The 14,932-nt window shown below is 65.1% G+C and carries 12 protein-coding genes and 1 pseudogene; 3 read left to right on the top strand and 10 right to left on the bottom strand.

The window, feature by feature from the left end; all coding sequences use genetic code 11:
* Positions 1 to 23 precede the first annotated feature (23 nt).
* Both PO78_RS07955 and pdxH read left to right on the top strand, forming a co-directional pair.
* Positions 24 to 1,409 carry an MATE family efflux transporter gene (locus tag PO78_RS07955; protein ID WP_052484387.1) on the top strand — a complete coding sequence of 462 codons (1,386 nt, stop codon included), beginning with the start codon at positions 24 to 26 and terminating at the stop codon, positions 1,407 to 1,409.
* A gap of 444 nt (positions 1,410 to 1,853) precedes the next feature.
* Complete coding sequence (gene pdxH / locus PO78_RS07950) at positions 1,854 to 2,501, top strand: pyridoxamine 5'-phosphate oxidase (protein ID WP_043743095.1); 648 nt, start codon at positions 1,854 to 1,856, stop codon at positions 2,499 to 2,501.
* 681 nt (positions 2,502 to 3,182) lie between these two features.
* Here pdxH and PO78_RS07945 read toward each other — a convergent pair.
* The 3 genes from PO78_RS07945 to PO78_RS07935 are packed head-to-tail and all read right to left on the bottom strand — an operon-like array spanning position 3,183 to position 6,037.
* Positions 3,183 to 3,842 carry a LutC/YkgG family protein gene (locus tag PO78_RS07945; protein WP_043743094.1) on the bottom strand — a complete coding sequence of 220 codons (660 nt, stop codon included), beginning with the start codon at positions 3,840 to 3,842 and terminating at the stop codon, positions 3,183 to 3,185.
* On the bottom strand, positions 3,839 to 5,248 hold the full coding sequence (locus tag PO78_RS07940; protein WP_043743092.1) for a LutB/LldF family L-lactate oxidation iron-sulfur protein: 1,410 nt from the start codon (positions 5,246 to 5,248) through the stop codon (positions 3,839 to 3,841). Before PO78_RS07940 ends, PO78_RS07945 begins: the two co-directional genes overlap by 4 nt.
* Before the next feature lie 3 nt (positions 5,249 to 5,251).
* On the bottom strand, positions 5,252 to 6,037 hold the full coding sequence (locus PO78_RS07935; RefSeq protein ID WP_043743089.1) for a (Fe-S)-binding protein: 786 nt from the start codon (positions 6,035 to 6,037) through the stop codon (positions 5,252 to 5,254).
* Positions 6,038 to 6,346: 309 nt separating this feature from the next.
* Between PO78_RS07935 and fdhE the strand changes: the two genes are divergently transcribed.
* A complete protein-coding gene (gene fdhE, locus PO78_RS07930; protein ID WP_043743087.1) occupies positions 6,347 to 7,255 on the top strand; it encodes a formate dehydrogenase accessory protein FdhE in 909 nt (302 codons plus the stop codon).
* A gap of 136 nt (positions 7,256 to 7,391) precedes the next feature.
* On the opposite strand, the pseudogene PO78_RS23525 reads toward fdhE, so the two are convergent.
* From PO78_RS23525 to PO78_RS22210, 7 genes and pseudogenes are all read right to left on the bottom strand, one after another.
* Positions 7,392 to 7,511, bottom strand: a pseudogene (locus PO78_RS23525) (enoyl-CoA hydratase/isomerase family protein); the annotation flags it as partial.
* Positions 7,512 to 7,530: 19 nt separating this feature from the next.
* On the bottom strand, positions 7,531 to 9,735 hold the full coding sequence (locus PO78_RS07925; protein ID WP_043743249.1) for an OsmC domain/YcaO domain-containing protein: 2,205 nt from the start codon (positions 9,733 to 9,735) through the stop codon (positions 7,531 to 7,533).
* 401 nt (positions 9,736 to 10,136) lie between these two features.
* Entirely contained in the window at positions 10,137 to 10,652 is a 516-nt protein-coding gene (locus PO78_RS07920; protein WP_043743082.1) for a hypothetical protein, read from the bottom strand.
* On the bottom strand, positions 10,649 to 10,927 hold the full coding sequence (locus PO78_RS07915; protein ID WP_156147790.1) for a hypothetical protein: 279 nt from the start codon (positions 10,925 to 10,927) through the stop codon (positions 10,649 to 10,651). The genes PO78_RS07920 and PO78_RS07915 overlap by 4 nt, the downstream gene beginning before the upstream one ends.
* A gap of 1,119 nt (positions 10,928 to 12,046) precedes the next feature.
* Complete coding sequence (locus PO78_RS22820) at positions 12,047 to 12,559, bottom strand: hypothetical protein (RefSeq protein WP_156147789.1); 513 nt, start codon at positions 12,557 to 12,559, stop codon at positions 12,047 to 12,049.
* Positions 12,560 to 13,181: 622 nt separating this feature from the next.
* Positions 13,182 to 13,598: a surface-adhesin E family protein gene (locus PO78_RS22815; RefSeq protein ID WP_156147788.1), complete on the bottom strand. Its 417-nt coding sequence runs from the start codon at positions 13,596 to 13,598 to the stop codon at positions 13,182 to 13,184.
* A 317-nt stretch (positions 13,599 to 13,915) separates the two neighbouring features.
* Positions 13,916 to 14,620 (bottom strand): hypothetical protein, encoded by a 705-nt coding sequence (locus PO78_RS22210; RefSeq protein WP_082047707.1) that lies wholly within the window; start codon positions 14,618 to 14,620, stop codon positions 13,916 to 13,918.
* Positions 14,621 to 14,932: the final 312 nt, after the last annotated feature.

Genomic DNA, 14,932 nt, shown 5'->3' with positions numbered 1-14,932 from the left:
GGGCCTGCCGGCGCCACCCCTCCATGAGCCCCTCCACCTCCGCCTCCCCCACCGGCACCCGTGCCATCGTCGGGCAGCTGCTCCACCTGGCGTGGCCGATCCTGATCGCCCAGCTGCTGTCGATGACGATGATGGTGGCGGACACCGTGATCGCCGGGCGCTACGGCACCGCGGACCTCGCCGGCGTCGCCATCGGCAGCAGCTACTACATCTCGGTGGTGATGCTGCTCACCGGCACCCTGCAGGCGATCTCGCCGACGATCGCACACCACGTCGGCGCCGGCCGCCAGGAGGCGATCGCCCCCGCGCTGCAGCAAGGCTTCTGGCTCGCGCTGCTGCTCGCCGGCCCCGGCATCGCACTGCTGCTGAACCCGGGCTTCCTGCTCGAGGCGGCGAGCGTGCCGCCCGCGGTCGCCGCCAAGGCCGCCGACTACCTCGCCGCGACCGCCTTCGGTCTGCCCGCACTGCTGCTCTACCGCAGCTTCTACGCCTTCAACAACGCGGTCGGGCGCCCGCGCGTGCTGATGGCGATCAGCGCGATCACCATGTCTGTCCACATCCCGCTCGCCTGGGCGCTCACCAACGGCGCGCTCGGCTTCGCGCCGATGGGCGGGACCGGCTGCGGCGTATCGACCGCGACGGTGCACTGGATCGCGCTCGGCTGCGGCTTCGCCTACCTGGTCTTCAACCCGGCCTACAAACCCTATCGCCTCTTCCACGCCTGGCAGGCTCCGCGCGCGCAGGCGCTCGGCCAGCTGCTGCGGCTCGGCCTGCCGATGGGGGTGTCGACCTTCATCGACATCAGCTCCTTCACCCTGATCGCCATCCTCGCCGCCCGCCTCGGCACCGAGACGGTGGCCGGGCACCGCGTCATCGCCAACTTCACCGGCATGATCTACATGCTGCCGCTGTCGCTGTCGATCGCCACCATGGTGCTGGTGGGGCAGTCGGCCGGCGCGCAGGACTGGCGCCGCGCGCGCCGCACCGCACGGCTGGGGATGAATCTCGCCCTCGGCTTCTCGCTGCTGGTGGGCGCGCTGCTGTGGGTGCTGCGCGAGCCGCTGGTGGCCTTCTCGTCCGCCGACCCGGCGGTGCAGGCGGTCGCGCTCGGGCTGGTCGTGTGGCTGCTCCTCTACCAGTGCTTCGACGCCTTGCAGACCGTCGCCGCCCACGCCCTGCGCGGCTACAAGGTCACGCTGCTGCCGATGCTGGTGCACACCTTTTGCTTCTGGGGCATCGGGCTGGCCGGCGGCTACTGGCTCAGCTTCCACGCCCCCTGGCGCACCGAGGCCCCGACGGTGGCCGGCTTCTGGGAGGCCTGCGTCCTCGCGACCCTCGCCGCCACCCTGCTCTTCGGCGCGCTGCTGCGCGCGATCTCCCGCCGCCACGTGCGCGAAGCGGCCGTGTAGACACGCCCGCAGGACCTCGGAACCGCGACGGTCCATGTAGGAGCGCCGGCAGGCGCGAATGCGGCGGTCGAGCCTGCACCGCCAACCCTCCGAACGCCCATTCGCGCCTGCCGGCGCTCCTACATGGCGTATCGCGCGCGGAGAAGACGTCGCGTGCGAGGGGGAGCGCGTGGGGGGGCGGGAGTCTTGCGGGAGGGGCGTAGCGGAAAAGGCAGCCGGTTCATGTGCCCGCACCAGACCGCGCGCACGACATCGGGGCCGCGACGGCTCATGTAGGAGCGCCGGCAGGCGCGAATGCGGCGGTGGTGCCGGCACCGGCCTCGCTCCGGCAGGCGCGGTATTCGCGCCTTGCGCCGCTCCCACATGGGAAAAACGTGACGCGCGGGCGGACGATTTGGCGACAATGGAGGCTGTGACTTCCCGCAACATCCCCTGGAAAGAACGATGAGCAAGAACGCCCCCCTGTCGGATCTGCGCAAGAGCTACGAGCAAGGCACGCTGGAAGAGCACGACTCGGCGAACGAGCCGCTGCAGCAGTTCGAGACCTGGCTGTCGCAGGCGCTCGAGCGCGGGCTTCCCGAGCCCAACGCGATGACCGTGGCCACGGTCGGCGAGGATGGCCGACCGTCGACCCGGCCGGTGCTGATCAAGGGCTGCGACGCGCGCGGCATCGTCTGGTACTCGAACTACCACAGCCGCAAGGGCCGCGAGCTGGAGGCGCGCCCCTTCGCCGCGCTGCAGTTCCACTGGGTCGAGATGGAGCGCGTCGTGCGCATCGAGGGCCGCGTCGAGAAGGTTGCGGCGGAGGAGTCGGACGCCTACTTCGCCACCCGCCCGCTCGCCCACCGCATCGGCGCCTGGGCCTCGCCGCAGAGCGAGGTCATCGACGGGCGTACCACGATCGTCTCGCGGGCAGCGGAATACGGGCTGAAATTCGGCCTCAACCCGCCGCGCCCGCCGCACTGGGGCGGCTACCGCCTGTTGCCGGACTACTGGGAGTTCTGGCAGGGCCGCACGTCCCGCCTGCACGACCGCATCGCCTACCGACTGCAGCCCGACGGCAGCTGGGCACGGCGACGGCTGGCGCCGTAGCAGGGGCCGCCGAGGGGCGGGCGTTTCCGAAACCGACGCGCGTCGCGGGGGGCGGCGGCGTGTTCGCGCCTGCCGGCGCTCCTACATAGACCCGTCGCGGCGTCATGTAGGAGCGGCGGCAGCCGCGAAGCGGGCGTTTCCGAAACCGATGCGCGTCGCGGGCGGGGGCGGCGTGTTCGCGCCTGCCGGCGCTCCTACATAGACCCGTCGCGGCGTCATGTAGGAGCGGCGGCAGCCGCGAAGCGGGCGTTTCCGAAACCGATGCGCGTCGCGGGCGGGGGCGCCATGTTCGCGCCTGCCGGCGCTCCTACATAGACCCGTCGCGGCGCCCTGTAGGAGCGGCGGCAGCCGCGAAGCGGGCGTTTCCGAAACCGACGCGCATCGCGGGCGGCGGCGCCGTGTTCGCGCCTGCCGGCGCTCCTACATAGACCCGTCGCGGCGTCATGTAGGAGCAGCGGCAGCCGCGAAGCGGGCGTTTCGGAAACCGACGCGCGTCGCGGGCGGCGCCGTGTTCGCGCCTGCCGGCGCTCCTACATGAACCCGTCGCGGCGGGATGCCGGCGCGAAGCGGGGATGCGATACGCGCGGCATGATGTGTGCGCACGCGCTCCCATGTAGGAGCGCCGGCAGGCGCGAACACGGCGTGCAAATATGCGCTGCGCGGATTCCTGGCTCGGCGCGCTCAGGCGGCGGGAGCGTCCTCGACGATCACCACGTGCAGATACCGCGGCCCGTGCGCACCGAGCACCAGGCTGCCCTCGATGTCGGTGGTGCCGCTGGCGCCGGTGATGATGTTGACGTTGCGCGGCGGGCGCTGGCCGGCGGTGGCGGCGGCGTAGTCGTCGAGGTAGGCCAGCACCGTGCTCGCGCGCACCATCACCAGGTGGTGCAGAGGCAGGAAGTTGGCGAGGATCGGCGTCTCGGCATCCGAATGGAAGACCAGCGAGCCGGTCTCGGCGATGCCCCAGCGCGCGAAGCCCACGGCCAGGGTCTCGTCGGGGGCGACGCGCTCGTGCAGCTCGAAGCCTGCCCAGTCGAGCGCCTGCAGCACCGCCGCGGGCTGGAGCGCGATCGCAGCGGGCAGGCCGCGCGCTTCCACATAGCGCGCGACCGCGGCGGGCAGCGCGCTTGCGTCGGCGATGCGCTCGGCGGTGGCGGCGACCTTGGGGGTGACCAGGCGGGCGATGAAGGCCTCGACGAGGTCGTCGGCGAGCAGGCCGGGGCGGATCGCGGGCAGGTCTTCGAGCAGGGCGTCGGCCTCGCGGCGCAGCGCCGCCGGGTCGACCGTGCGGTGGCCGAGGCCGCCGCGCACTGCATTGAGAATGGCTTCGCGCGCGCTCATCGGGCGTTCTCCTGATCCTTGACCATTTCCATGAAGGTGCGTTTGGCCGGCGCCGGGAACTCGCGATGCGCGGTCCACGCGCCCAGCCCGGGCATCCCCTTGACGAGGCCGCCGCGGCTGAAGAGCCGCATCACCCGCACCGCGATCGCCGTGCCCAGGCGGTACAGCCGCGGGTGCGAGGCGACGAAGGTGTGGATGCCTAGCCCGAAGCGCACCACCGAGGGCTCCAGCCCCTCGCGCCACGAGCGGTCGCGCCAGCCGCGCAGCAGCGTGGGCAGCGGGATCGCCACCGGGCACACCTCCTGGCACTTGCCGTTCATCGTGCACGCGTGCGGCAGGTCGCGCGATTTCTCCAGGCCGTCGAACACCGGGGTGAGCACCGCGCCCATCGGCCCCGGGTAGGTGCCGCCATAGACGTGGCCGCCGAGCTGGCGGAAGACCACGCAGTGGTTCATGCAGGCGCCGCAGCGGATGCAGCGCAGCATCTCCTTCATGCCCTCGCCCAGCATGCGGCTGCGGCCGTTGTCGACCAGCACGATGTGGAATTCTTCCGGACCGTCGCGATCGCCCGCCTGCTTCGGCCCGCAGTGGAAGGTGGTGTACTGGGTGACATCCGCGCCGGTGGCCGAGCGCACCAGCAGGCGCAGCATGGCGATGGCGTGCCCCATGCTGGGGACGAGCTTCTCGATGCCGGCGGTGACGATGTGCACCCGCGGCGGCGTGGTGGTGAGCTCGGCGTTGCCCTCGTTGGTCACCGTGCAGGTGGCGCCAGTGTCGGCGAGCAGGAAGTTGGCGCCCGAGATGGCGACGTCCGCGGAAAGGAACTTGTCGCGCAGCTCGCGGCGCGCGCTGTCGACCATGGCCTCGATGGTCTCTTCCTGGTGCGGGGCGCGGTGCAGGCGCTTGAACATCTCCGACACCTGCTCGCGCGTGCGGTGCATCGACGGCCACACGATGTGCGAGGGGCGGTCGCCGCCGAGCTGCACGATGTGCTCGGCGAGGTCGGTCTCGACGCGCTCGATGCCGGCCTCGTCGAGCGCATGCGGCAGGCCGATCTCCTCGCCCAGCATCGACTTGACGCGGGTGACGCGCTTCGCGCCGGCTTCCTTGCACAGACGCACGACGATCTGCGAGGCCTCCTCGGCGGTCGCGGCCCAGTACACCTTGGCGCCCGAGGCGATCGCGTTGCGTTCGAACTCGAGCAGGTAGTGATCGAGGTTGGCGATCACGTGGTCCTTGATGCGCTTGCCGCGCTCGCGCGCCGCCTCGAACTGCGGGAACTGGCTCATCGCCACCGCGCGCTTGCGCTCGGCGGTGCCGGTGGTGCGGTCGATCGCGATCTTGAGCGTGGGGTCGGCGAGCGCGCGCTCGGCGCGCGCCTTGAAGGACAGCGTGGCTTCTTCCATGACTCAGCCCTCCTCGCCGATGGCCGGCCCGCCGCCCATGCCGGCGAGCACCTCGGCGGCGTGGAAGGCGCGCACGCCCGAGCCCTTGCGCTTGAGCTTGCCCGCCATGTTCATCAGGCAGCCGAGGTCGCCGCCAAGCAGCAGCTGCGCGCCGCTGCGCTCGATGGCCTCGGCCTTCTCGCCGACGACCGCGTTGGAGATGGCCGCATACTTGACGCAGAAGGTGCCGCCGAAGCCGCAGCACACGTCGTTGCCCTCGAGCGGCTTCAAGGTGAGCCCCGCGACCTTGCCGAGCAGCGCGCGCGGCTGGTCATGCACGCCGAGCTCGCGCAGGCCCGAGCAGCTGTCGTGGTAGGTGAAGCTGGTGTCGAGCCGCACGTCCGTGGGCGCGTAGCCCATCACGTCGACCAGGAAGCTCATCAGCTCGAAGCTGCGCTCGCCCAGGCGGCGCGCGCGCTCGGCCCAGGCGGGGTCGTCGGCGAGCGCCTCGGCGTAGTGCACCCTGGTCATGCCGATACAGGAGCCCGAGGGCGCGACCACGTAGTCGTAGCCCTCGAAGGTCTGGATGAAATGGCGCGCGAGCGTGGCCGCGTGCGCGGTGTCGCCGCTGTTGAAGGCGGGCTGGCCGCAGCAGGTCTGCGCCTGCGGCACCTCGACCCGGCAGCCGGCGTCGCGCAGCAGCTTGAGCGCGGCGAAGCCGATGCTGGGGCGCATCGCGTCCACCAGGCAGGTGGCGAAGAGCGCGACGCGCGGCGACAAGGGGCGCGAGACGCTTCGGGGCTCGTTCATGGGGGTCTTCCTCCAGGTTGTCCGGGTGATCGCCGATTCTTGTTCGGGGCGCCGGCAGGTTTCTTCCGGGGCAGCCGGACAGGACCCGCACCCGGCAAAACCGCCTCCGCGCCACATCGGACAGAATACGATTGTTTTCCTGGCGCGGCGCAGATTCGGGCCAGGCCTACAGGCAAACCCTGAAGAGCCCTGGCCTTACCGCCGGCAACGCCGCGCTGAACTCCTGCGGGGGCGGCCCATGCATCTCCGGCTTGCATTCGCCCCTCCACTGCGCCGATCATCGCGGGCGCCATTCCATCCAGAGACACCATGAACACCCAAGCCATCGAACTGCCGCCCTCGGGCGAAGCCGCCGCCATCCTCCTGCCCGATCCGGGCACCGTCTTCCTCGCGCGCGCCGAGCGTTTCGACGCCCTCGCGCTGCACCACGGCCTGGGCGAGTGGCTCGCCTTCCTCGGCCGCCTGTCGCGTGCCCAGCATGCAGCACTGGAAGCCTCGGCGCAGGACATCGCCCCCCCTGCCGAAGACGTGCTCGCGCGCGCGCGCAAGCATCGCATGCCGCCGATCAGCGTGGCCTCGTACCAGCGCCCCGCGGTGTGGCGCGAGATCCTGCGCAACCTCGTCGGCGACCTGCTGGAGAACGCCCCGGTCGGCGCGCGCGAGACGCTCGACGGGCTGCTCGTGACCAGCGCCGAGGACCTCGACAAGCTCGGCGAGAAGCTGCTCAACGGCGAACCCGAGGGCGCCGACATGGCCCGCCTGCCCTACGTCGCCGCGGCGATGCAGGTGGTGTTCACCGCGCTCGCCAGCAAGCTCGACGCCGACGCGCTGCCGCTGATGGAAGCCCACAGCACCTGCCCGGTGTGCGGCAGCCACCCGGTGGTGAGCGTGATCCGCAGCGACGGCCCGACCGCCGGCCTGCGCTACGTGCATTGCACGCTGTGCAACACCGAGTGGCACGTCCCGCACGCCACCTGCGTGAGCTGCGGCGACCGCGACAAGATCACCCTGCACGAGATCGACGGCGACGACGGCATCGCCCGCGCGGAGTCCTGCGGGTCGTGCGAGAGCTACACCAAGCTCATCGTCCAGCCCAAGAATGTCCGTGTCGACCCGATCGCCGACGACCTCGCCTCGGTGGCGCTGGACATGCTGGTAGACGATGCCGGCTTCGTGCGCAGCGGGCCGAATTACCTGCTGATCGGCGCGGGGGAGTAAGCGGATCACCGCCAAGGGGCGCGGAGCTCGAGCACGGGTTCGCGCCTGCCGGCGCTCCTACAGGGGGTTGCCGGCGAAGAAGGCCTCCACCTGCTCGCGCCGCACCTCCGCCACCGCGCGGTGCCGCCAGCGCGATGGTGGGCTTGGGGTAAGGGTGGATGCGGCAGTCGAGCGCGGACTCCCCGTCGAAGAAGTGCCCGAGTTCGGGCGAGCCCTGGCGCTGCAGCTGGTACACCGAGCGCACGTCGCCACCGGCGCGGAACGCGCTCGCAAATCTACGCGGACACCCCCGCCGCGCGCGCCCGCGCCTTGTGCAGCTTGCGGTAGCTGTCGATGAGGCGCTGGTGGCGGTCGAGCCCCTCGAGCTTCATGCTCGTCGGCGTCAGGCCGTGGAAGCGCACGCTGCCTTCCACCGAGCCGATCACCGCGTCCATGCGCGCATCGCCGAACATGCGGCGGAAGTTGGCCTCGTAGTCGGCCAGTTCCAGCTCGTCGTCCAGCATCACCTCCAGCACCACGTTGAGCGCCTGGTAGAACAGCACGCGCTCGACCGTGTTGTCGTTGTATTGCAGCAAGGCCTCCACGCGCTCCTTCGCCTCCTCGAGCTGCTGCAGGGCGAGATGGATCAGCAGCTTCAGCTCCAGGATCGTGAGCTGGCCCCACACGGTGTTCTCGTCGAACTCGATGCCGATCAGCTCGATGATGTCGGTGTAATCGTCGAGCTCGCTCTCTTCCAGGCGATCGAGCAGGGCTTCGAGGGCCTCGTCGTCGAGGCGGTGCAGGTCGAGGATGTCGGCGCGGAAGGCCAGCGCCTTGTTGGTGTTGTTCCAGATCAGGTCATCGACCGGATAGACCTCGGAATACCCCGGCACGACGATGCGGCAGACCTTGGCGCCGAGCTGGTCGAACACCGCCATGTACGCTTCCTTGCCCATGTCCTCGAGGATGCCGAACAGGGTCGCGGCCTCATCCACGTTGGAACGTTCGCCGTGGCCGGAGAAGTCCCATTCGACGAAGGGATGATCGGCCCGGGCACTGAAGAAGCGCCACGACACCACGCCGCTGGAGTCGATGAAGTGCTCGACGAAGTTGTTCGGCTCGGTCACCGCGTTGCTCTCGAAGGTCGGCGCCGGCAGGTCGTTGAGGCCTTCGAAGCTGCGCCCCTGCAGCAGCTCGGTGAGGCTGCGCTCCAGCGCGACCTCGAGGCTCGGGTGCGCCCCGAAGGAGGCGAACACGCCGCCGGTGCGCGGGTTCATAAGCGTCACGCACATCACCGGGTACTTGCCACCCAGCGACGCGTCCTTCACCAGCACCGGAAAGCCCTGCGCCTCCAGCCCTTCGATGCCGGCCACGATGGCGGGATACTTCGCCAGCACCTCCGGCGGCACGTCGGGCAGGGCGAGCTCGCCTTCGAGGATCTCGCGCTTCACCGCGCGCTCGAAGATCTCGGACAGGCACTGCACCTGCGCCTCGGGCAGTGTGTTGCCGGCGCTCATGCCGTTGCTGAGGTAGAGGTTGTCGATCAGGTTGGTGGGGAAATACACCACCTCGCCGTCGGACTGGCGCACATAGGGCAGCGCGCAGATGCCGCGCGCCACGTTGCCGGAGTTGGTGTCGTAGAGATGCGAGGCGCGCAGTTCGCCCTCGGGGTCGTAGATCGCCAGGCAGTAGTCGTCGAGCAGCCCGGCCGGCAGCGCATCCTTGCGGCCGGGCTTGAACCAGCGCTCGTTCGGGTAATGCACGAAGGGGGCGTCGCCGATGTCCTCGCCCCAGAACTGGTCGTTGTAGAAGTGATTGCAGTTGAGGCGCTCGATGTACTCGCCCAGGGCCGAGGCCAGCGCGCTCTCCTTGCTCGCGCCCTTGCCGTTGGTGAAGCACATCGGCGAGTGCGCATCGCGGATGTGCAGCGACCACACGTTGGGCACCAGGTTGCGCCACGAGGCGATCTCGATCTTGATCCCCAGGTCGGCCAGAAACCGCGACATGTTGGCGATGGTCTGCTCGAGCGGCAGGTCCTTGCCGGCGATATAGGTGCGCGTGCCGGTGTCCGGGTCCAGCGCCAGCAGGGCCTGGGCGTCGGCATCGAGACTCCCCACCTCCTCGATGATGAACTCGGGGCCGGTCTGCACGACCTTCTTGACCGTGCAGCGCTCGATCGAGCGCAGGATGCCCTGGCGATCCTTGGCGGAGATGTCCTCCGGCAGCTCGACCTGGATCTTGAAGATCTGCTTGTAGCGGTTCTCCGGGTCGACGATGTTGTTCTGCGACAGGCGGATGTTCTCGGTCGGGAGGTTGCGCGTCTCGCAGTACAGCTTCACGAAGTAGGCCGCGCACAAGGCCGACGAGGCCAGGAAGTAGTCGAACGGCCCCGGCGCCGAGCCGTCGCCCTTGTAGCGGATCGGCTGGTCGGCGATCACCGTGAAGTCGTCGAACCTGGCTTCGAGGCGAAGCTTGTCGAGGAAGTTGACCTTGATTTCCATGAGCGGGGAGGAATCCTGAAAGGGCGTGAACACGCGTCGGGCCGCATTATCGCCGGTTTCGCGGGGGCCGACGGGTTCGCGGCTGCCGCCGCTCCACATGCCCTCCGGAAGCGCGCCGGTTCATGTAGGAGCGCCGGCAGGCGCGAAAGCGGCGGTGAAATCCGCACCCGCGTCGATTGCGGGGTCGCCGTGTTCGCAGCTGCCGCAGCTCCTACAGGGGGCGTGACGCGCGGCGGTTTGTGTAGGAGCGCCGGCAGGCGCGAATGCGGCGGTGAAGTCCGCACCCGCGTCGATTGCGGGGTCGCCGTGTTCGCAGCTGCCGCAGCTCCTACAGGGGGGCGGAACGCGCGGCGGTTTGTGTAGGAGCGCCGGCAGGCGCGAATACGGCGGTGCCGCTGCGCCTACCTGGATTTCGCGCGCTTCGACCGCGGCAGCTCGGCGAAGGCGATGCAGTTCACCAGGTTCCACACCGCCAGCATCGCGTACTTGTCGGACTCATCGGCCGCGATCTCGCCCAGCCACTTCGACGTATCGCTCGCCACGTAGGCGGCGAGCGACTTCTCGGGGTGCGCGGAGATGTAGCGCCGAAGCGCGCGACTGCGCAGCGAGGGGGCGATGTCCTCGCCGAGGCGCGTCGCCGCCACGAAGCGCGCGAGCTGGCGCTCCTGCTCGTCCTCCGTGATGACCGGCCAGGCCAGCCCGGACTCCTTCATCGCCTGGAAGCAGACCAGCAGCACCCCGACGGCGAACTCGACCTTCTCCATCGGCACCCCGAGCCGGGGCAGCACCAGGATCGAGCCCAGCATGTTCGGCTGCATGCGGAAGATCTCGTCGGCGAGGCGTTCTTTCTGCGCGCGGTCCATCGCCTGAACGGCATCGACGGCCTTCTCCACCGACTCGGTCGACAACCGGCTCATTCGACACCTCCGCGCGATCCGCAGGCACGTCGTTCACCCGCCCCACCGCATGCTCGGCCGCGGCCACCCACACGCGCTCGGCGCCAGGCGGCAAGGGCGACGGCTGCCTGCGCGCCGACGACGCGGAGGATCATCCGCCGGTGTCCAGCGTCGAGAGGCTGCGCGCAGAACGCGTCGGTCAGCGCGGTGATGGCGGCAAACTTCTCCGCCATGGCCTTGGGTGCCGCCGTCAGCCGCTGCGCCGTCTCGTCATCGAAATAGACCTTGAAATGCATCGACGCCTCCTGGTGCTTCGTATTCGTGGCCATCCGCGCGCAGTAAAACAGCCCCGGAGAGCGAGTTTCGGAGCCCGAAACAGGCCACCCGCCTTAAAGCCGCCGGCTCGCCAATCGGCGCGAGCCCTCTGGACCGCCTGCCACGCGCGGGCCGAAGACGCCAGCCTGGTCACGCACGACACCCGCGAGTTCGAACGTGTCGCAGGGCTGCGGGTGGAGGAGTGGGTTCGTGCGATGGACGCCCGATTTGCGTGGGTGGCGGCGTAGCGTACTCGTCGGCACCCTTAGCTGGCGCAACGGCAATTGTCGTTCGAGCGGAGCGGCTCTTGGTCGGCCTGCTCCGTCCTTCGATTCTGCTCGGTTGCATGCGGAGGGGATGGCCGCTCGCCGGAATCCTCAATTCACCCTAACGACCCGTTGCTGCCGTTGAGCTTTGGGGAAAGCCGTCGCTCAGCGCCCCCAAGATGGAGCGCAGTGTTTGGCGTTAGGAGTGCCGCTAGTCCTCCACGGGATAATGAACATGCTTTACTTCATCAACGCCCAGATTGTTGTTGATCTGATAAATATAGATGTGAAAATTTGAACCCCTGATATTTAGCTGTGAAGCTGCATCGTCGTCCGGTTCCTTGATGCTGCGGTATGAGCTACTCAGTGGCCAATTTAGGCCACTTCGACAGCAACCAGAATGCATCATCTTGGCGAAGGTTTTATGCCTCTGCCCAACCTTGATGCCGCATTACATTTCTCGCTTCTGCTCGCGTAGAAGTGCTGTGGGTGACAACTTCAACATTAAGTCTCGCTCAGCGTAGGCACTTAGCGGCATGCCAATAGCAATGATTAAGGCATAAATGATCTGGAGCCAAGCGACGGCATTTCTCACGCGGCTCGTTACGACTCCCAATTGGTACGAAAGCAATCATGCCGACTTGCCCGGATGATCTCTATCCGGATACTGTGGTCAATCGCGTCTTGTGGCCGCTATGAAAATCTATCGATAGCGACCCGATGCAGTCAATCGACGCTTTGGAAAGCTGACTTCACCCGTGGAATGAACGGGTAGCGGAGTTGCCACGTTGGTGAAGGAGGCGCCGCTGTCCGGCTGAGCGCAGCATTACCGACTCACTGTAGCCTGCCGTCTCTGACGTACCGTTCCACAGCGCGACCTGCTTCCATCTGACCACGTTGTTTTCCCCCTCCAACGAACCAACGTCCAAACTCACGACCAAATTTGGGCCACTGGTCGTGGACAAGGCCGGACGGCGTTTTCTCGGGATGGGAGGAGAAACGCTCAAACATAAACTCCCCGATCTGCCTCCAATCGATTTGAATTAGCTGATCGTACATAGTCGCCAACTCGCTGCTCTTTTGCCCACCAACGCAAATGTATTGCACCAAAACGCTTCCGCCTTCCCACCTCGCGTGTTCATAAAGAGCTGCGGCAGCAGAGTGAATTATGCGCTCATCGCGGGTAAAACCAAGCCGGCGCAAAACGCGTTGCATGTTCGCGGCTTGCTGATTCGTCCACGGACCGTTCATTTTGCATAAACTGGCTTTAACCTCAACGAGCACAAACAGAGGCTTTCTTTCATTATCGCCAGACTGTAGCCTGGTCAATTCTTGGGCGTCACGCATTTCCCTGCTGCCGACAACTTCACGGCTAAATGGAAACCGTACGGCCATAAGATCGGCCTCTGTGCGAGCAATTCGAGGCTCCCCGTCTTCTCCTTGGTGCGATGATGCACTGTCAAGGTGAACAATGAAACCGGGTATCGCTAGAAACCCATTCAGCCGAAAAAACCACGAGGCGACGTCCTCAGCTCGCCTCCCACGTTCTTGACCGCTCGTACGTTGCTGCGTTGGAAATGGCATAGTTAGTCTTGGCAGTGTTTGGACGGAGTGGCAGTGTATTTTTCTAATTTCAAAACCGAAAGGCTGTTTCTTGCCCGAAGTATCTATTAGCAACAAAAGAAGGTTGCCGATTAGGCATAGAAATCTCGTAGAAGCGCCAAGAGCGGGTTCAGCAAGAACAATTCCAGCGCTCAGTTCAGCGATTTATTTTTATTTTGACTTTTGGCCTCAAAAGCCGGTGCTTCGAGTTCTCAGCAGCTTTCTTTATTGCGTTTTCGAACGAAACCTATCCTACATACAAAGCGGCTTTTTTCGTGCCGGTAGAATTCACGCGCGCCGAACCAATCATGCTGCCAGCTATTGAAAATCATGAATAAATTTAACTACGGCATGGAGTTGCTTTTCACTATTGCCCACACGCGTGAGCATAAATAACTGCCATGATCGTACTTGGCTGGACCTCAGCCCAGTCGCTTGGCGTACTGCTTACACCCCTTACTTTATTTCGCCAGTCATACCTCTTAGCCCAAACGCTTCGCACTCTCTTTAGTTCGCAATCAACTTCAAGATCCTCGTACATGATGCTACGATCAGCTTTATCAGCAGTCTTGATTCTGAGTTTTGCAATTCCGCTCGAGCGCTTGAGGCTATCGTAGTTAATTGCAACCTCAAAATTTTGGTTGCTTGATACTGGCGACCAAGTAACTTGCGCCTGAGCAAATGGCGTAAAAGAAAATAACATGCAAGTTGCGATATTTATACGAAGGAGGCGACGCGAATTTTTGGAAACATGGGCATCAAAAAACACTTGAAAAATTTTCATTCTTAAACCCCTATTTTGACTGCTTTCTTGTTCTCATCTTTTCTGGGCGATACCTTCTGCCCTCCCCCTAGGAGTTCATGAGAAAGTCGTCATCTTCGTCTCGTTTATTGTCTCAAAGCCCAGCGGAGCACCGCGAAATTCGGTCTGCACCGAGATCAGCAGTTGCTTTGCTTCTTCCGAGCGTGAGGGCATATCAAATGCTCATTCGTTACTGTTTGGATTCAACACGTTGCTGCCGTTGTGCTTTGAGGAAGGCTGCTGTTCAACGTCGAAGCCAAGAGGCGCGCAGCTTGCCGAGCGTCCCTTGGTGCGCAGTGTTAGGCCTGCGCCCACTTGAGACCTGCTAGAGCCTCTGTTTGTAGAAAACTCCTGAACCAAGACCACTTCTCTTCAGCGGACTGTGGAAGACCTTCTGCAAGCCTCTTGTCTGCGAGCTCTGCGTATTCAGCATATGTGCGTTCGATCTCACCATGCCGCGTATTGTTTTGAATGTAGTAGTCAAAAAGCCCATTCACAAACACCTTGCCGTCATGCTGCAAGCACATGCGCGATCCGCCACGCCACCTTTTTGCTGCAGACTCTGAAAGCACTATAATCGGCTCGTTACCTTTCTGCTCAAGTAGGAATGCCTCTTGGTAGGCAGGGCCAACGATATTTGAATTCGCGTGCCAGACTTTACCAACAGAGACTCCGCCCCGAATCAGATACCCAGATTTGAGGAAGTAGTGCGTAAGCTGAATTGCCCGCATAACAACTATGGAAAGTCCATCGTAGCTCTCACGATCCGTATCAGTGAGTGGGGCGCTCAGAATGATGCAATCGGAGATGTAGATGTGCTTCGGGATGAGATGCGAGGCGACCGATGCTTCTACACTCTTATCCAAGGTTGGCACGGCTGATGAGAGCAGATGTACCAGTTCTGTGAGTTGCTTGAGCTGCTTCTCACTTTCTGAAGCGCCAGACACAAGAGCCCTGAACCCTAACACATCGATAAATGCGACCGCACGATCTTCAAAATTCACTGGAACTTGCACAAGCAGGCCTTTGTTCTAGGGCGACAGTTCTGCCGCACGACACCAGATGCGGGATAATAGGGTCTGGAATTTGCTGTTTAGAAGCCGGAACTCACAAAAGGCCAAATAAAAAGAGAGCATATGGGCAGCAGCCGACTGCGTGGTAGGGTGCTCCAACCCATCTGGAACGTAGGCGGTTAGGATACCGCCTCGCCTGGATGACCGCTATCCGGATTGGATGGCTAGTGACAGCTTGTGGCCGAATGCCGCTATTGGCAGACACATCCTGATAGCTGTCATTGATCGGCGGTCGAAAGGGAG

This window comes from Thauera sp. SWB20 (assembly GCF_000831325.1).
Taxonomy (GTDB): domain Bacteria; phylum Pseudomonadota; class Gammaproteobacteria; order Burkholderiales; family Rhodocyclaceae; genus Thauera; species Thauera aminoaromatica.
The sequence above is the reverse complement of the archived record's forward strand: the minus strand, read 5'-3'. Positions and strand labels throughout refer to the sequence as shown.

Excerpts from the sequence above, each read along its gene's own strand:
- PO78_RS07915 (WP_156147790.1), bottom strand. The coding sequence starts at position 10,927 with ATGCATTTCAAGGTCTATTTCGATGACGAGACGGCGCAGCGGCTGACG.
- PO78_RS07945 (WP_043743094.1), bottom strand. The coding sequence starts at position 3,842 with ATGAGCGCGCGCGAAGCCATTCTCAATGCAGTGCGCGGCGGCCTCGGC.
- PO78_RS07955 (WP_052484387.1), top strand. The coding sequence starts at position 24 with ATGAGCCCCTCCACCTCCGCCTCCCCCACCGGCACCCGTGCCATCGTC.
- PO78_RS22815 (WP_156147788.1), bottom strand. The coding sequence starts at position 13,598 with ATGAAAATTTTTCAAGTGTTTTTTGATGCCCATGTTTCCAAAAATTCG.
- PO78_RS07920 (WP_043743082.1), bottom strand. The coding sequence starts at position 10,652 with ATGAGCCGGTTGTCGACCGAGTCGGTGGAGAAGGCCGTCGATGCCGTT.
- PO78_RS22820 (WP_156147789.1), bottom strand. The coding sequence starts at position 12,559 with ATGCGTGACGCCCAAGAATTGACCAGGCTACAGTCTGGCGATAATGAA.
- PO78_RS07935 (WP_043743089.1), bottom strand. The coding sequence starts at position 6,037 with ATGAACGAGCCCCGAAGCGTCTCGCGCCCCTTGTCGCCGCGCGTCGCG.
- PO78_RS07940 (WP_043743092.1), bottom strand. The coding sequence starts at position 5,248 with ATGGAAGAAGCCACGCTGTCCTTCAAGGCGCGCGCCGAGCGCGCGCTC.
- PO78_RS07925 (WP_043743249.1), bottom strand. The coding sequence starts at position 9,735 with ATGGAAATCAAGGTCAACTTCCTCGACAAGCTTCGCCTCGAAGCCAGG.
- pdxH (WP_043743095.1), top strand. The coding sequence starts at position 1,854 with ATGAGCAAGAACGCCCCCCTGTCGGATCTGCGCAAGAGCTACGAGCAA.
- fdhE (WP_043743087.1), top strand. The coding sequence starts at position 6,347 with ATGAACACCCAAGCCATCGAACTGCCGCCCTCGGGCGAAGCCGCCGCC.